Origin of the sequence: Mycobacterium vicinigordonae, from assembly GCF_013466425.1 — a bacterium.
GTDB lineage: Bacteria > Actinomycetota > Actinomycetes > Mycobacteriales > Mycobacteriaceae > Mycobacterium > Mycobacterium vicinigordonae.
On the sequence record NZ_CP059165.1, the window covers coordinates 3,646,296 to 3,663,081 of the forward strand.

Annotated in this window: 15 protein-coding genes and 1 pseudogene; 3 read left to right on the forward strand and 13 right to left on the reverse strand. The window is 65.6% G+C overall.

The annotated features are described in order from the left end of the window. Nucleotides 1-1,204: 1,204 nt before the first annotated feature. A complete protein-coding gene (locus H0P51_RS16465) occupies nucleotides 1,205-1,603 on the reverse strand; it encodes a hypothetical protein (protein ID WP_180913864.1) in 399 nt (132 codons plus the stop codon). Here H0P51_RS16465 and H0P51_RS29270 point away from each other — a divergent pair. Next, nucleotides 1,596-1,751: pseudogene (locus tag H0P51_RS29270) on the forward strand (DUF5632 domain-containing protein); the annotation flags it as partial. The gene H0P51_RS16465 and the pseudogene H0P51_RS29270 sit on opposite strands and share 8 nt — an antisense overlap. Before the next feature lie 186 nt (nucleotides 1,752-1,937). Beyond that, complete coding sequence (locus tag H0P51_RS29275) at nucleotides 1,938-2,192, forward strand: DUF5631 domain-containing protein (protein ID WP_246398017.1); 255 nt, start codon at nucleotides 1,938-1,940, stop codon at nucleotides 2,190-2,192. A gap of 103 nt (nucleotides 2,193-2,295) precedes the next feature. On the opposite strand, the gene H0P51_RS16475 is transcribed toward H0P51_RS29275, so the two are convergent. Continuing rightward, nucleotides 2,296-3,423 carry a M24 family metallopeptidase gene (locus H0P51_RS16475; protein ID WP_180913866.1) on the reverse strand — a complete coding sequence of 376 codons (1,128 nt, stop codon included), beginning with the start codon at nucleotides 3,421-3,423 and terminating at the stop codon, nucleotides 2,296-2,298. A gap of 40 nt (nucleotides 3,424-3,463) precedes the next feature. Between H0P51_RS16475 and H0P51_RS16480 the strand changes: the two genes are divergently transcribed. After that, nucleotides 3,464-4,414 (forward strand): 5'-3' exonuclease, encoded by a 951-nt coding sequence (locus tag H0P51_RS16480; protein ID WP_180913867.1) that lies wholly within the window; start codon nucleotides 3,464-3,466, stop codon nucleotides 4,412-4,414. Between the two features lie 2 nt (nucleotides 4,415-4,416). Here the strand turns inward: H0P51_RS16480 and H0P51_RS16485 are convergent, their stop codons facing one another. From H0P51_RS16485 to dop, 11 genes are all read right to left on the reverse strand, one after another. Further along, nucleotides 4,417-5,139, reverse strand: a complete 723-nt coding sequence (locus tag H0P51_RS16485; protein ID WP_180913868.1) for a DUF4333 domain-containing protein — start codon at nucleotides 5,137-5,139, stop codon at nucleotides 4,417-4,419. Nucleotides 5,140-5,226: 87 nt separating this feature from the next. Beyond that, on the reverse strand, nucleotides 5,227-7,956 hold the full coding sequence (locus H0P51_RS16490; RefSeq protein WP_180913869.1) for a DEAD/DEAH box helicase: 2,730 nt from the start codon (nucleotides 7,954-7,956) through the stop codon (nucleotides 5,227-5,229). A 213-nt stretch (nucleotides 7,957-8,169) separates the two neighbouring features. Continuing rightward, a complete protein-coding gene (gene tatC / locus H0P51_RS16495) occupies nucleotides 8,170-9,030 on the reverse strand; it encodes a twin-arginine translocase subunit TatC (RefSeq protein WP_425488869.1) in 861 nt (286 codons plus the stop codon). A 118-nt stretch (nucleotides 9,031-9,148) separates the two neighbouring features. Further along, nucleotides 9,149-9,400, reverse strand: coding sequence for a Sec-independent protein translocase subunit TatA (gene tatA / locus H0P51_RS16500; RefSeq protein WP_180913871.1), 252 nt, complete (start codon nucleotides 9,398-9,400; stop codon nucleotides 9,149-9,151). Between the two features lie 102 nt (nucleotides 9,401-9,502). Next, nucleotides 9,503-10,477 (reverse strand): helix-turn-helix transcriptional regulator, encoded by a 975-nt coding sequence (locus H0P51_RS16505; RefSeq protein ID WP_180913872.1) that lies wholly within the window; start codon nucleotides 10,475-10,477, stop codon nucleotides 9,503-9,505. Further along, nucleotides 10,474-11,487, reverse strand: coding sequence for a helix-turn-helix transcriptional regulator (locus H0P51_RS16510; RefSeq protein ID WP_180913873.1), 1,014 nt, complete (start codon nucleotides 11,485-11,487; stop codon nucleotides 10,474-10,476). Before H0P51_RS16510 ends, H0P51_RS16505 begins: the two co-directional genes overlap by 4 nt. Nucleotides 11,488-11,557: 70 nt before the next feature. Continuing rightward, complete coding sequence (pafA, locus tag H0P51_RS16515) at nucleotides 11,558-12,916, reverse strand: Pup--protein ligase (RefSeq protein WP_180913874.1); 1,359 nt, start codon at nucleotides 12,914-12,916, stop codon at nucleotides 11,558-11,560. A 201-nt stretch (nucleotides 12,917-13,117) separates the two neighbouring features. Continuing rightward, a complete protein-coding gene (prcA, locus tag H0P51_RS16520) occupies nucleotides 13,118-13,885 on the reverse strand; it encodes a proteasome subunit alpha (RefSeq protein ID WP_180913875.1) in 768 nt (255 codons plus the stop codon). Next, nucleotides 13,882-14,748, reverse strand: a complete 867-nt coding sequence (gene prcB / locus H0P51_RS16525) for a proteasome subunit beta (RefSeq protein WP_180913876.1) — start codon at nucleotides 14,746-14,748, stop codon at nucleotides 13,882-13,884. The genes prcA and prcB overlap by 4 nt, the downstream gene beginning before the upstream one ends. Continuing rightward, nucleotides 14,745-14,939 carry a ubiquitin-like protein Pup gene (locus H0P51_RS16530; RefSeq protein ID WP_180919018.1) on the reverse strand — a complete coding sequence of 65 codons (195 nt, stop codon included), beginning with the start codon at nucleotides 14,937-14,939 and terminating at the stop codon, nucleotides 14,745-14,747. Before H0P51_RS16530 ends, prcB begins: the two co-directional genes overlap by 4 nt. A 114-nt stretch (nucleotides 14,940-15,053) precedes the next feature. Beyond that, nucleotides 15,054-16,550 (reverse strand): pup deamidase/depupylase, encoded by a 1,497-nt coding sequence (gene dop / locus H0P51_RS16535; protein ID WP_180913877.1) that lies wholly within the window; start codon nucleotides 16,548-16,550, stop codon nucleotides 15,054-15,056. Nucleotides 16,551-16,786 lie beyond the last annotated feature (236 nt).

Consider the following 16,786-nt stretch of genomic DNA (forward strand, 5'->3'; position numbering starts at 1 on the left):
ACGATATACCACCAGGAAAATGGTCGGCGTTGCTAGTTGGCGATCAGTGGCCAAGCGCAGATGACCTTACTATCCTACAACACGCGGCCGCCAACCGCGGTCGCATCAAGGCCGCATACAGCACTTTCGCTTCATCCCTGCATTCTGCTCAAACGGGCCCGCTAGTCGAACAACAGGGTCTTACAATCGATGATATTAGTTCTTCGTTCCGTCGCGGTGAAGAGCATGCCCAGACCGTCGCCACCAAGAGTAGTACCAAAGAGAGAGCATACATATCGGCTCAAGATAGCGTAAGTAGCCTACGGAGCTCTCTTACCGACTTGGCGGACGAGGGTAATAAAGCCATTCAAGATTGTGAAAATTCAAAAGAACCGGAAGGATCAAAAACCTCGCATATTCTGACTATTCTGCAGCACTATCGCACCCTTGCAAGCCATATCGCAGCAAAATACTCAGAAAATATACTTGATGCTATTCAGACCATCTTGGATTCGGAAGGAACTGGGCAGTCTGCACGCCAATTCGTCCATACTCAAAAGGTCGATGTGGGGCAGTTGTTCCACCATTGCAGTGATGACCAGAGCGTCGAGGATCAAGTAAGAGAGTTACTATCTATGCCTGGTTCGGCAATGGGAATTTCTCCGGGGACAACGGGACCCGAGCTCCCAGTTCCGTTTCCCACCGAACAAGCCACTGGTTCACCCGGTTCGTCCATGGGAATTCCCCACAGCCACAAAGCACCCGCGCCAGCGCAACACGTAGCAGACATGCCGGGCCCGGGTGCCGCTACAGGCATACCAGTTGGTTACCAGCCAAGAGCGCTTGCTCCCCCCGCCCCTTCACGATCTAGTCAAGCGCAGTTGGGGCCGCACCCTTCCGCCTCTATCCCGCCTCGACCAGCCATTCCTATACCGCCAGCTTCCAATCCGTCGCTACCCAGCTCAATGTCCCCGGCCACCGGCTCAACTGGTGAATTTCTCACGCAAGCCGCCATACCCCCATCCGTGAGCCCATCCGAACTAGCCCAAAACTTCAACAAAGGGCTCGAGTCCGGCGCGCCCTTCTCCGCAGCCGCCACCGCCCTTCCGCACGCTGCGACCACATCCACCGAGCCCCAGATCACACACCCCGCGCCAACGGCCCCGGCGGACGTATCCACTCCGCACGTGCATGTGCCGGTGACCGATTCGCCAACACCCGTTCATCATGCACCCGCCACCGAAGCACCCCCGCCCACTCCCCAAATATTCGCCGCGGCACCACCTGTAGCTCCCGCGGTCGCTTCCCAGTCCGTTGGTGCGCTCCCGTCGTACGGCGCGGATCTGCGGCCCTCGGTTTCGACAGCCATCACACCTCCGGCACCGCCAAGCCCGCCACCGCCAGTATCGGGCACCCCAGCTTCGGCGCCCGTCACTCCCGCGTCCGGACAATCCGGTACCGGCCAGCCCGCCGTAGTGCGCCAGCAACCGACCTCGCCCCACACGCCATCGCCGTCCGGAACGCCCGTCGCCGCGCACGCTGTAGCGGCAACTGCCGCCGGCGCCGCAGCCGGCGAGGCGTCGGCCACTGCAACCGCCAGGGCGCGATTGCAACGCTTGGTCAACGCCGTTGCTCGGCAGCAACCTCGTCTCGCCTGGGCCGCTGGAGACGGCGCTAGCGAGATCACCTTGCTGACAACGGATTTGGCCAGCGGGTGGATTCCCCCGCGTATTGATCTGCCGGCTGCGGTGTCACTGCTGAAACCCGCCCGTCGTCGCGGCTCCCTAGAATCTCTGCTCGGCGACGTTACCGTCACCGCCAGCTACACGCCGATCCACCAACTACCGCAGGAGGACGACCCACCTGCAACGTCACCGCGGCCTCGATTCACTTCAGAAATAGGCGAATTCGGCTGGCAGCTCAGTCAAGCCACTCGGTGGCGCGATGGTCTACCGAGGTTGGCCCACACACTGGCTAAAGCGACCTCCGCAGGCACCGGCGTGCTGGATTCCGAGATCGGTCTCCTCCGAGATCACTTGGACGCAATCAGCACCAAGGTGCTCGACGACTACCCCGACCACGTCGACCGCCACGATGTCGGTAACTGGCAGCTGCTGGCTGCACTCGACGCTCTCATAACGGGCGAGAAGTCCACCGCGAATTACCACCTCGCGTGGTTTCTGGCCTGCGAAGCCGAAGCCACATCGTCGTGATACCGTCCGCGATCTAGCTTTCGGAACAGGAATGAAGGCCAACTGCCGGTCCACATCTCCTCGCCGGGCGAATATTTCGCGGACGGCCAACCGCCGACCGTCCTCAATCCACCGGTACCACGATCAGTTCGTGTGGCCGATTGTTGACCGAGATCGCACCGTCGTCGGTCACCACCACGATGTCCTCGACGCGGGCACCCCACTGGCCCGGGAAGTAGATGCCCGGCTCGATGGAAAACGCCATACCCGCTTCCAAAGGCAGAGAATTGCCGGCCACGATATACGGCTCTTCGTGCACGCTTAGCCCGATGCCGTGACCGGTACGGTGCACGAAATAGTCGGCAAGTCCCGCTTCAGCCAACACCTCGCGGGCAGCGGCATCGACTTGCTCGGCGGTCACCCCGGGACGGACACAGTCAAAAGCCGCTTGCTGAGCCCGCTGAAGGATCGAATACTGTCTCACCACTTCCGCATTCGGCTCGCCGATGCTGTAGGTGCGGGTCGAGTCGGAGTGATACCCCGGCTCATAAGTGCCGCCGATATCGACCACGACGATGTCACCCACCGCCAGCTCGCGGTCGGAATATCCGTGATGCGGGTCGGCGCCATGCGGGCCCGAACCGACGATGACGAATGCGACCTCCGAATGGCCTTCGGTGACAATGGCTTTGGAGATGTCAGCGGCCACGTCGGCCTCGGTTCGGCCTGGCACCAGGAACTCGGGGACCCGGGCATGTACCCGGTCGATAGCGGCTCCGGCCTTGCGTAGCGCGTCGATCTCGGCTTCCTCCTTCAGCATTCGCAGCTTGCGCAACACGTCGGTGGCGAGCACCGGCATCACACCCAATGCGGACGCCAGCGGTAGCAGATGCAACGCCGGCATCGAATCGGCTACGGCCGCCGCGGCCGGGGCACCACCCAACGCGGCCGCCACCAGGTCATACGGGTTGTCACTGTCGACCCAGTCCCGCATACTCAGGCCCAATTCGACTGCAGGCGAATCCTTCAGCGATGCGAGTTCCAAGCGCGGGAGCACCACCGTCGGGTCGCCGACCGCAGGGAGTACCAGGGCCGTGAGTCGCTCAAATGTGTCTGCGCGCGAGCCCAGCAGATACCGCAGGTCATATCCCGGGGTGATCACCAGACCGGCCAGACCAGCCTGGGCGGCCAGCCGGGCGGCAGCGGCCAGCCGTTGTGCGTAGACGGCGGCATCGAATCGATGGGAGTTCATGGCAGCCAGGCTATCCGGACGGCCTGGCAGTATGGTCCGCATGCCCGCTCCCCTAGTGCTGCTGGACGGCGCCAGTATGTGGTTTCGCTCCTTCTTCGGGGTGCCGTCGTCGATCAAAGCCCCGGACGGCCGGCCCGTCAACGCCGTTCGCGGCTTCATCGACTCAATGTCAGTGGTGATCGGCCAGCAGAAACCGAGCCGGCTGGCGGTGTGCTTGGACCTGGACTGGCGACCACAGTTCCGCGTCGAGCTCATCCCGTCGTATAAGGCGCACCGGGTTGCTGTGGAAGAACCACCAGGCGAACCCGACGTGGAGGAAGTGCCCGACGAACTGTCCCCGCAGGTCGACATGATCATGGAGCTACTGGGCGCGTTCGGAATCCCGATGGCGGGCGCACCCGGTTTCGAGGCCGACGACGTACTGGGCACGCTGGCCGCCGCGGAGAAAGAAGATCCGGTGGTGGTGGTCAGCGGCGACCGCGACCTGCTGCAGGTGGTGGCCGACGATCCCGTTCCGGTCCGCGTGCTCTACCTGGGCCGCGGGCTGGCAAAGGCGTCGCTGTTCGGGCCGAAGGAGGTGGCCGAACAGTACGGGGTGCCGGTGGATCGGGCCGGACCCGCCTACGCCGAACTTGCGCTGCTCCGCGGCGACCCCTCCGACGGCCTGCCCGGCGTGCCGGGTGTCGGCGAGAAGACGGCGGCCGCCCTGCTGGGTCAGCACGGCTCGCTGCAGCAGATCCTTTCCGCCGCCGACGACCCCAAATCCAAGATGGCAAAAGGATTGCGGGCCAAACTGCGCGCCGCCACCGACTACATCGACGCCGCCGGCAGCGTGGTGCGGGTCGCCACCGACGCGCCCGTCACGCTGTCGACACCGACCGATGCATTGCCACTGCACGCCGCCGACCCGAAGCGCACGGCCGAACTGGCCAGCCGTTACGGCGTGGGGTCATCGATCTCGCGACTGCAGAAAGCGCTCGACGCGCTCTAGCCCTACTGCGGTCGACCGACCTCGTAGGTGCCTTTGTCGTCCTGAAATGTCACGGTGACGTGCTTGGATGCGCCGTCGATGCTGACGGTGCAATCGAAGGTGCCGCCCTTCTTCACCTTCGGGTTGGAACCGTTGTTGCACTTGACGTCTTTGACGTTCTTCGCACCGTAGCCGTTGGTTTCGTCGGTCAGAATCTGCTGAACACCGGAGTTGGCCTTGCTGACGTCCAGCTCGGTGGTGACGAAGAACCCGGGCACGACGAAACCGAGTATCCCGATTACGACGAGGAACAGCGCCGCGATCCCACCAACCACACCGAAGATGAACCCTTTGGAACGCTTGCGGTCGGTCGCGGGTTGGGCATACGGAGTCGCCTGTCCCGGGTATTGGCCCGGCTGCCCGTATTGGCCGGGCTGACCCGGCTGCCCGTACTGCGGCGTCTGACCGTACTGCTGGGCCGGCTGGCCATACTGTGGCGTCTGTCCGAACTGCGGAGCCGCCCCGTACTGGGTGGCCTGGGAGTTGGGGTCGTAGCCGGGCTGCGCGTACTGCGGATACGCGGTTTCAGCCTGCTGCTGGTAACCCGGGTATTCCGCGGCGGGATATGACTGCGCGTGCCAGGTCGCGTCCTGGCCACCCGGCTGCTGCTGCCAGGGCGACCCGGCCATCGTCGGGTCCGAGGAACCCTGGCCTGGCTGCTGCCACCTGGGGTCCGGTCCACTCATCGCTGCTCCTCAGTCCGATTGTCTTGGCCACGCATTAGCCATCGGGTGCGCATCACACTCCGGATATAACCGTAGCTCGGGCCTAGCCTACCCGGCATCAACTGCGACGACGCCGCGCCGAACATCATTGATAGCGCGCTTGGCTGCGGCTCGCACGTCAGGGTCGGGTGCGGCGTTGCGCACCTGGTCCAGCAGGTCGAGCACTTGGCGGCACCAGCGGACGAAATCGCCCGCCGACAACGGCGTCCCGCTGCCCACTGCCTCGGCGGCGTCCAGAGCCGCCGCCAGGTTTGCGGTGCGCGCCCACCGGTAGATCACCGGCACGAAGCCGTCGTCGGGCTCGCGGCTCTGGGCAATCCGATGGGTTTGTTCGTCCGCCCGCAACGCCGTCGACAACCGGGCCGTCTGCATGAGCGCCTGGCGCAGCGCTGGCGTGGGAACATCGCTGCCCAACGGCGCGCTCGGACCATCAGCGCCACGTGCCTCGTAGAGTACCGACGACACCACCGCCGCCAGCTCGGCGGGCTTCAGGCCCGACCACGCACCGGTGCGCAGGCACTCGGCCACCAACAGGTCGCTCTCGCTGTAGATGCGGGCCAACAGTCGGCCGTCGTCGGTGACGCGCGGATCTTCGGCGGGGCCGCTGATGAACTCGCGCTCGGTCAGCAACCCGACAATGCGGTCGAAGGTGCGCGCCAGCGAGTTAGTGGCCGCGGCTACCTTGCGTTCCAGCTGCGCGTTGTCACGTTCGATGCGCAGGTAGCGCTCGCCTTGGCGAACCTGCTCCTCCACGCCGGGCGAGTTGTGCAACGGGTGACGCCGCAATTGTTCACGCGCAGAAGCTAAATCGGGATCGTAGTGCGCGTTCTCCTTATCGCGCCGGGCTTTCGGGATGGTCAGACCCTCGGCCGCCGACAGTAACGCCGACGCCAGATCGCGCCGCACCCTGGGCTGGCGGTGTTCGACGCGCTTGGGCAGCGTCATCGTCCCAACCAGCGGCGTAGTGCCCGAATAGTCCGCCGAGGAAATCCGCCCGGCCCAGCGGTGCTCGGTCAGCACCAGTGGCCGCGGGTCGTCACGGTCGCGGGCGGATTCCAGAACCACAGCCAGACCACCCCGCCGGCCGTGGGTGATGGTGATGATGTCGCCGCGGCGCAGCGCGGCCAGCGCGTCGGAGGCCGCCTGGCGTCGGTGCAGTCGGGAGGCACGGGCCTGCGAGCGCTCGAGTTCGGTGATCTGCGCGCGTATCCGCGTGTATTCCAGTGCCGGAGCGTCGTGTCCGCCGATCTCGGCGGCGATCTCGTCGAGCATGGATTTGCCGCGTTCGATGCCGCGCACCAGTCCGACGACGGAACGATCCGCCTGATACTGAGCAAACGACTGCTCCAGCAGCCGATGCGCCTGCTCCGGTCCCAGCTGACGGACCAGGTTGATCGTCATGTTGTACGACGGCGCGAAAGAACTGCGCAGCGGGAAAGTACGGGTGGAGGCCAGACCGGCCACTTCGGACGGTTCGACGTCTGGCGTCCACAGCACCACCGCGTGGCCCTCGATGTCGATGCCACGTCGCCCCGCCCGGCCGGTCAACTGCGTGTACTCCCCCGGCGTCAACGGCACGTGCTGCTCGCCGTTGAACTTCACCAACTTCTCCAGCACGACAGTGCGGGCCGGCATATTGATGCCCAACGCCAGAGTTTCGGTGGCGAACACAGCCTTGACCAGCCCGGCAGTGAAGAGTTCCTCGACGGTGTGACGGAACGCCGGCAGCATCCCGGCGTGGTGAGCGGCCAGTCCGCGCAGCAGCCCTTCGCGCCATTCGTAGTAGCCCAGTACCGCCAGGTCAGCATCAGCCAGGTCGCCGCAGCGATGCTCGATGACCTCGGCGATCTGGGCGCGTTCGGCTTCGGTGGTCAGCTTCAGCGGCGAGCGCAGGCATTGCTGGACCGCGGCGTCGCAGCCGACCCGGGAGAACACGAACGTGATCGCCGGCAGAAGTCCCGCCGAGTCCAGAGACGCGATCACGTCCGGCCGCGAGGGTGGCCGGTAGAAGCGCGGGCGCTCGGGCCGGCCCTGGTGTCGCCGACGCGGTTGCCAGTCCGATATCCGATCGGCCTCGCGCCGATGCGCAAGGTGGCGCGTCAGGTCGGGGTTGACATGCGGCTTTTCTTTGGAGTTCTCGCGTCGGTAGTCGAAAAGGTCGAACAGTCGCTTGCCGACCAGGACGTGCTGCCACAGCGGCACCGGCCGGTGCTCGTCGACCACCACCGTGGTGTCGCCGCGTACGGTCTGGATCCAGCCGCCGAACTCCTCAGCGTTGCTGACCGTCGCCGACAGGCTGACCAGCCGCACCTCTTCTGGCAGATGCAGGATGACCTCCTCCCACACCGGGCCCCGCATCCGGTCGGCCAGGAAATGCACCTCATCCATCACAACATACGAAAGACCTTGCAGCGCAGCAGAATCGGCGTAGAGCATATTGCGCAGCACCTCGGTGGTCATCACCACCACCGGCGCATCGGCGTTGACCGATAGGTCGCCCGTCAGCAGGCCGATCTTGTCTTTGCCGTAGCGGGCGGTGAAGTCGGTGTGCTTTTGATTGCTGAGCGCTTTCAGGGGCGTGGTGTAGAAGCACTTGCCGCCGGCGGCCAGCGCCAAGTGCACAGCGAATTCGCCGACGATCGTCTTGCCCGCGCCGGTCGGTGCGCAGACCAGCACGCCGTGGCCCTGCTCAAGCGCGGCGCAGGCACGCCGTTGAAAGTCGTCGAGCTTGAAGGACAGCTCGGCGGCGAAGCGGCTGAGTTCGGGCAAATCGGTCACGCTGCGACCCGTCCTGGTCTGCGCGAGCGTCCCCGAAATGCCGGTCGAAAGGGCGTTTGACGGTACATAAGAGGTCGCTCGAGGAGAAAAGTGGACCGCGCGCGGAGAAAAATGGGGCGCGCACGGAGAAAAGTGGACCGCGCGCGGGGAAAGAGTTGCCCGCTCGCGGGGGACGAGATGGCCGCGCGGGCGAAGCGGGCGAAAAGAACCAACCTAGGTGACGTCGTCATGCGTTCCGCCGATCACCGACGGCGCCGGTATCGGCGAGGGCGGGTCGATGACCGAGGCTTCGTCGTCGGGAATCGCGGCGGCCTCACGCTTGGCCTTGCGCTTGTCGTGCAGCCGCGAAACCTGGATGGCGAACTCGAGCAGAACTGTCAGCGCCAAGCCGAGAGCGGTCATCGAGAACGGGTCGGAACCGGGTGTGAACACCGCCGCGAACAGGAACATCGTGAAGATCAGGCCGCGCCGCCAAGCCTTGAGCCGCTCGTAAGTCAGCACGCCGGCGAAGTTCAGCATCACTATCAGCAACGGGAATTCGAAGCTGACGCCGAACACCACCAGCAGGTTGATCAGGAAGCCGAAGTAGCGGTCGCCGGAAAGTGCGGTGACCTGCACGTCGCTGCCGACCGTCAGCAAGAAGCTCAGCGCCTTGGACAGCACCAGGTAAGCCAGCGCGGCACCGGCGACGAACAGCATCGCGGCCGGAATCACGAAGGCGACCGCGAATCGGCGCTCCTTCTTGTATAGGCCGGGCGTGACGAAAGCCCATAGCTCGTAGAACCACACCGGGCATGCCAACACCACCCCGGCCGTCATACCCACCTTGAGCCGCAGCATGAACTGGTCGAACGGAGCGGTGGCCAACAGGCGGCACTGACCGTCGGCGCTGATGCTCGCACGCGCCGACTGTGGCAGCGCACAGTATGGGTGCCGCAGCCACTCACCCAGGCTCTCTAGCCCGAAAATCGGGTGCGAATACCAAATGAAGCCGAAGGTCGTCGTCACCAGGATCGCGCCGATAGAGATCAACAAGCGAGCACGCAGCTCGGTGAGGTGATCGACCAGCGACATCGTCCCATCGGGATTGACCCGGCTGCGACGATTACGCGGGTCCAGCCGTCTAAGAGGACCCAAAGCGCGCGCTGAGGCCCTGGAACCTTTCACCAGATTCGGTCAGAGTGGCGCCGGACTAGGCCGGCCGCGCCTCGGTGTGGCCCTGCTCGGCGGCCGTCGGGGGCTCGACGCGCTGCGACTGCACCGGCGTGGGGGACTCGATCGATGCCTCGCTCTTGTTCTCGCTCTGCATCTCGCGCACCTCGGACTTGAAGATCCGCAATGACTTACCCAACGAACGAGCCGCATCGGGGAGCCGCTTGGCACCGAACAGCACGATCACCACAACGGCCAGAATCAGCCAGTGCCACGGTTGAAGACTGCCCACTTTGATTACCTCCAGACGTTGGCCCCGATATTACCGCAGTACGGGCCTGACCCCGGGACAAGCGAACGGCGCGTACGTCGCGCGCCCTCACCGGAAACGACATCAGTCGAGTTCAGCGGCCTGGTACGCGGCGATGGCCGCCTCGGCCGCCCCCCGGACGCGCTGCGCCAGTGATTCGGGTGCCAGCACCGTGACCTCGGCCCCGAAGCCCAGCAACAGCCGCGTCATCCAGTCCTCGGAGGCATAGGTCATCGTCGCCTCGCAGGAGCCGTCGGGCAGCTCGCGGGCGTCGCGCATCGGGTAGTACTCAAACATCCATGACGCCGACGGCGCCACCCGCAGCGTGGCGGCCGGTAGCGATGGGTCGCCGTCGAACAGCGACGTGTCCGGCGGTGACTTTAGTACCGGCGCCGGCGGCGTGGCGGGCTCTCGCAGGTCGGTGGCCTCGACGATACGGTCGAACCGGAACAGCCGAACCCCGTCGGCCTCGCGGGACCAGGCTTCGAGGTAGCTGTGACCGCCAATCAGCAACACCCGGATCGGGTCGACGGTGCGGGTGGTGAGCGAGTCGTGGGAGGCCGCGTAGTAATCGATGGACAGCGCGTGCTTGTCGCGGACCGCTGCACGCACGGTGGCGGCCGCACTGCTCTCCAGCGGCGCCGGATCGTCGACCGCGGTCACGGTGTGCTCGTGCGTCACGGCGCCGGCACCGGCCGAGGCCGCGATCTTGGCGATAGCGCTGCGAGCAGCCTGCGGGTCGACCACACCGGGAATATCTGCCAGGGCGCGCAGCGCCACCAGCAGGCCGGTCGCCTCGGGCGAAGTCAGCTTGAGCGGCCGGTCGATACCCGCGGAGAACGTCACCTGGACTGTGTCGCCGGAGAACTCGAAGTCAATGAGGTCGCCGGGCAGATAGCCGGGTAGGCCGCACATCCACAGCTGGTTGAGGTCGGCTTCGAGTTGCTTGTCGGACACGCCGAGCTTGGCCGCCGCCTCGGATTTGGTGATCCGGGGATTGGCGGTCAGATACGGCACCATGTTGAGCAGCCGCACCAACCGGTTCGATAGTTCGGTCATGCGGGCGCCTCCGCGATGCCAGCGGCCGCGCGCAGCCGGGCCAGCACGTCGTGGCGCAGCGACTGCGGCTCCAGGACTATCGCATCGGCGCCGTATCCGGTGATGTCGCGCGCCAAACGGTCGCTGGACCCGATGTCGATCTCGATCACGTCGCCGTCGCGTCCGGTCAGCCGCCGCGCTCCGAGGGACCGGCCGGCGCGGCGCAGGGCCATGGCGCGCTCCTCGGCAACCCAAACCGTGGCCCGGGCGCCTGACGGCGCTTCGGCTTCGGCCACAGCTGCGGCGACGATTGCAGAAAGGTCGACTCCGGCGGGCACCTTGACCGCTCCGGGCTCACCGACGGGCTTTACACCGGCGCCGATGCGTGACAGCCGGAAGGTGCGAGTGGCGCTGCGGTCGCGGTCATGTCCGACGAGATACCAGCGGCCCTTTTCGGTGATCACTCCCCACGGCTCGACAGTCCGGGTGGTATACGGCTCGGCGCGTGACGGCCGGTGCGGAAACTGGACCGCCTGTCGAGATTCGATGGCGCCCAACAGAATTCCGAGAATGTCCTCCGAGCCCCGCAGGCCGGGTACGCCCGGCGGGGATGCGATGGCTACCGGTGCACCGTTTTCGAAGGGGTCGACGTCCACACCGGCGGCACGCAACTTGAGCAGGGCGCCCTGGGTCGCGGTGATGAGTTCGGGCGATTCCCAGAGCTGGGTAGCGACGGCCACCGCGGCCGCCTCCTCCGGAGTCAGTTCGACCGGCGGCAGCGCATAGGCCTCGCGATTGATCCGGTAGCCCTCGGTGGGGTCTAGTTTCGATACCCTGCCGACCTCCAACGGGATACCGAGGTCACGCAGCTCATTCTTGTCGCGTTCGAACATCCTCGAGAACGCCTCGGCGGTGGGGCTGTCGGAGTAGCCGGCCACGCTGGACCTGATTTTGTCGGCGGTGATGTAGCCGCGCGTCGACAGCAGCGCGATGACGAGATTCACCAACCGTTCGATCTTCGACGTCGCCACGGGTTCACACCTTAAAGAATTGGCGCCGAGCGCGGGTCCTACTGATGGGGAAGCTGGGACAGATTCGAGGTCACATGCTCGCGATCAGCCGTTTGACCCGCTCGTCGACGGCCCGGAATGGGTCCTTGCACAACACCGTGCGCTGCGCCTGGTCGTTGAGCTTAAGGTGCACCCAGTCGACGGTGAAGTCACGACCGGCGGCCTGAGCCGCGCTGATGAACTCGCCGCGCAACCTGGCGCGGGTGGTCTGCGGGGGCGTGTCGACCGCCTCGGCGATCTCCTCGTCGGTGGTCACCCGAGCCGCCAAACCCTTGCGCTGCAACAGATCGAAGACCCCGCGACCACGCTTGATGTCGTGGTAGGCCAAGTCGAGCTGCGCGATCTTCGGGTCGGACAGCTCCATGCTGTAACGGTCCTGGTAGCGCTGGAACAGCTTGCGCTTGATCACCCAGTCGATCTCGGTGTCGACCTTCGCGAAGTCCTGGCTTTCGACGGCGTCCAGTTGGCGGCCCCATAGGTCGACGACCTGCTCGATCTGCGCGTTGGGCTCGCGAGTCTGCAGGTGCTCCACGGCGCGGCTGTAGTACTCGCGCTGGATGTCCAGCGCGCTGGCCTGACGGCCGCCCGCCAACCTAACCGGGCGCCGGCCGGTGGCGTCGTGGCTGACCTCGCGGATGGCGCGGATCGGGTTGTCCAGCGAGAAGTCCCGGAACGCCACGCCGGCTTCAATCATCTCCAGCACCAGGGCGGCCGTGCCGACCTTGAGCATGGTGGTGGTCTCGGACATGTTGGAGTCGCCGACGATGACGTGCAGGCGGCGGTACTTCTCGGCGTCGGCGTGCGGCTCGTCACGAGTGTTAATGATGGGCCGGCTGCGGGTGGTCGCGCTTGAGACGCCTTCCCAAATGTGTTCGGCGCGTTGGGAAAGACAGAAGGTGGCCGCCTTGGGGGTCTGCAGCACCTTGCCTGCACCGCAGATCAGCTGGCGGGTGACCAGGAAGGGCAGCAGCACGTCGGAGATTCGGGAGAATTCGCCGGCGCGGACAATCAGGTAGTTCTCGTGGCAGCCGTAGGAGTTGCCCGCCGAGTCGGTGTTGTTCTTGAACAGGTAGATGTCGCCGCCGATACCCTCGTCGGCCAGGCGCTGCTCGGCGTCGATCAGCAGGTCCTCGAGGACCCACTCACCGGCGCGGTCGTGGGTGACCAGTTGCACCAGGCTGTCGCATTCGGCGGTGGCGTACTCCGGGTGGCTGCCCACGTCGAGGTACAACCTGGCGCCGTTGCGGAGGAAAACGTTGGAGCTGCGACCCCACGACACGACTCGGCGGAAAAGGTAGCGGGCCACCTCGTCCGGACTGAGTCGACGATGCCCGTGAAAGGTGCAGGTAACACCGAACTCGGTTTCGATGCCCATGATTCGTCGCTGCACCTAATCGAGGGTACTTGCTGGCTTCCCGAGTCCGTGCGCAGCCGCGCCAGTGTCATCTTGCGGCCTCTCCGCAGCGAGAGTATCGACGCCGGGAATCGCAAAGTTTGTCAGCCGTAAATAGCCCTCCCGGCCACCCGACTAGGCGGTGTAAATCAGTTCGGGATCACTGGGGCCGGCACCCGAGGACTGCTGATTCCACAGCTAATCGGCGGATTCGGGAGTTTCGGGAGCCTGCGGCTCGTCGGTTCCACCCTCTTCCGGCTCTTGCAACAACGATTCCAGTGCCGACCGGTTGAGCCGCTTGAACGCCCGCCGTGGCCGACTGGCATCGAGGATCGCGACCTCCAAGCTGGCGATACCGACGCTGGGCTGGCCGTTACCGCTCGCCTCGGCGCTTCCTGCCCGCAGCGCGTCGACCGCGATCTTCAGCGCGTCGGCCAGGTCGGCGGCCTCGGTGTAAGACTCCTTGAGCGCGTTGCTGATCGGCTCGGTGGTGCCGCCCATCACCACAAAATGCGGCTCGTCGGCGATCGACCCGTCATAGGTGATCCGGTAGAGCTCGGGCGCTTTCGTCTCGCCGTAGTGGGCAACCTCGGCCACACACAACTCGACCTCGTAGGGCTTTGCCTGCTCGGTGAAGATGGTGCCCAACGCCTCCGCGTACACATTGGCCAGCTGGCGGGCGGTGACGTCGCGGCGGTCATAGGCGTAGCCGCGCGTGTCGGCGACCTGGATCCCCCCGCGGCGCAACCGGTCGAACTCGTTGAACTTACCGGCTGCGGCAAACCCGATGCGGTCGTAGATTTCACTGATCTTCTGCAGGGTGCGCGACGGGTTCTCCGCGACGAACAACACGCCGCCCGCATACGCCAGCGCAACCACGCTGCGGCCGCGGGCAATGCCCTTGCGGGCAAGCTCGCTGCGCTCGCGCATCGCCTGTTCGGGTGAGATGAAATATGGAAAACTCACTTCTCACCACCGTCAGGGCCGAAAGTGTCAGCGCGCGAACGACTTTCGATGACGTCGCGGGCCAGTTCAGCGATCCGTCGTTCCGGGATGTCCATCGCACCGTCGGCGTCGATGGTGACCGCGGTCGGGTAGATACCGCGGACCAGGTCCGGGCCGCCGGTCGCGGAGTCGTCGTCGGCGGCGTCGTAGAGCGCCTCCACCGCCACCCGCAACGCCGAATCACCGTCGGTGACCTGGGAGTAGAGCTTCTTGATCGACGACTTAGCGAAGATCGAGCCCGAACCCACCGACTGGTAGCCCTCTTCCTCGATGTTCCAGCCCCCGGCGGCGTCGAACGAGACGATGCGCCCTGCCGACTCCTGGTCGGCAGCGTGAACGTCGTAGCCGACCAGCAGTGGAAGGGCCACCAACCCCTGCATCGCCGCCGGCAGGTTGCCCCGCACCATGATGGCCAGTCGGTTGACCTTGCCGGCAAACGTCAGCGGCACGCCCTCAAGCTTCTCGTAATGTTCCAGCTCGACCGCGTAGAGGCGGGCAAACTCGACGGCGATCGCCGCGGTGCCCGCAATGCCGGTGGCGGTGTAGTCATCGGTGATGTACACCTTGCGCACATCGCGCCCGGCGATCATGTTGCCTTGAGTCGAGCGGCGGTCGCCGGCGATCAGGACGCCGCCGGGATACTTCAGCGCAACGATGGTGGTGCCGTGCGGCAACTGGTCACCGACCGGTCCGCCGCTGATGCTCGCGGGCAGCAACTCGGGTGCCTGCCGGCGCAAATAGTCAGCGAAGGACGACAGGTCTACGCCTGAGGATCCGGGAAATGCTGCGTTGATGGGTAGGCGATCAGGCGACTGCCAGGTCACTGGCCGCCCTTTTGGACATATGCCCGCACGAAGTCCTCGGCGTTTTCCTCCAGGACGTCGTCGATCTCGTCGAGCAGATCGTCGGTCTCCTCGGTGAGCTTTTCGCGACGCTCCTGGCCGGCGGCCGCCGCGCCGGTGACGTCGTCGTCGTCGCCACCGCCACCGCCGCGTTTGGTCTGCTCCTGCGCCATCGCCGCCTCCTGCTCGTCATACACCTTCGGGCGGGTGTCCATTCGCCCGCTGGCTTTTCTCTACCCTACCGGTCGGCCCCGACATTTCGTCGGTCTAACCACGCCTTCAGCCGGTCAGCGCGTCAGCTGTTCCACGAGCTCCACCGCGCTGTCCACCGAATCCAGCAACGCCCCGACATGCGCTTTGGTGCCGCGCAGCGGCTCCAACGTCGGGATTCGGACCAGCGAGTCGCCGCCCAGGTCGAAGATCACCGAGTCCCAGCTGGCCGCGGCGATGTCGGCGCCGAACCTGCGCAGGCATTCGCCGCGGAAGTACGCGCGCGTGTCGGTCGGCGGGTTGTCCACCGCATCCAGCACTTGATGCTCGGTGACTAGCCGCTTCATCGATCCGCGCGCCACCAGGCGGTTGTACAGCCCCTTGTCCAGCCGCACATCGGAATATTGCAGGTCGACCAGGTGCAGCCGGGGCGCCGACCAGCTCAGGTTCTCGCGCTGCCGGAAACCTTCCAGCAGCCGCAACTTGGCCGGCCAATCGAGCAGCTCGGCGCACTCCGTCGGGTCACGCTCCAGCAGGTCGAGCACGTGCGCCCAGGTCTCCACGACGTGCGATGCGCGCGGGTCGGGGTCGCGGCTGTCGACCAGTTTCGCCACTCGGTCCAGATAAATCCGTTGCAGCGCAAGGCCGGTCAGTTCGCGGCCGTCAGCCAGCGCCACCGTCTGACGCAGCGACGGGTCTCGGCTAATCGCATGGACCGCGTGCACGGGGCGCGCCAGCGCCAGATCGCTAAGATCGACCCCCTCCTCGATCAGATCGAGCGCCAGCGCCGTGGTACCCACCTTCAGGTACGTCGACGTCTCGGCGAGGTTCGCGTCGCCGATGATGACGTGCAGTCGACGGTAGCGATCGGCGTCGGCGTGCGGTTCGTCGCGGGTGTTGATGATGCCGCGCTTGAGCGTGGTCTCCAGCCCGACCTCGACCTCGATGTAATCCGAACGCTGCGACAGCTGGAAGCCAGCCTCGTCACCGGAGGCCCCGATGCCGACACGACCGGAACCAGTGACCACCTGCCGCGAGACCAAAAACGGGGTCAGACCGGCGATGATCGCCGAGAACGGCGTTTGACGCGACATCAGGTAGTTCTCATGCGACCCGTAGGACGCGCCCTTGCCGTCGACATTGTTCTTGTACAGCTGCAGCTTCGCGGCACCGGGCACGCTGGCTACGTGCCGCGCAGCAGCCTCCATCACACGCTCACCGGCCTTGTCCCAGATCACCGCATCCATCGGGTCGGTGCATTCGGGCGCGGAGTACTCAGGGTGCGCGTGGTCGACGTAGAGCCGGGCACCGTTCGTCAGAATCATGTTGGCCGCGCCCACCTCGTCGGCGTCGACCACCGGGGGCGGGCCGGCCGAGCGGCTCAGATCGAAGCCGCGGGCGTCGCGCAGCGGCGACTCCACCTCGTAGTCCCAGCGAGTCCGCTTCGCACGCTGGATGCCGGCGGCCGCGGCATACGCCAGGACGGCCTGTGTGGAAGTGAGGATCGGGTTGGCGGTCGGGTCCGACGGCGAGGAGATGCCGTACTCGACCTCCGTCCCGATAATCCGTTGCATTCCTTAGAGACTAGGCGGGGCGAGATCGCGGTTCCCGAACGGCCCTCACGCTGCACACGCTGAATGCGCGTCCAGGGCGGAGAAGTGCGAGGCCACCGCGCCTATGCGCTGAGTCGACAAACGCGGCGTACACCGCTGGGTGACTCGGCGTGCGCCCACAGATGATCTGCGCGCGCCACTTTGACCGCACGTGCCCGCTACCACAGCAACGTCGGCGAACACGCCGCCTGACCAGT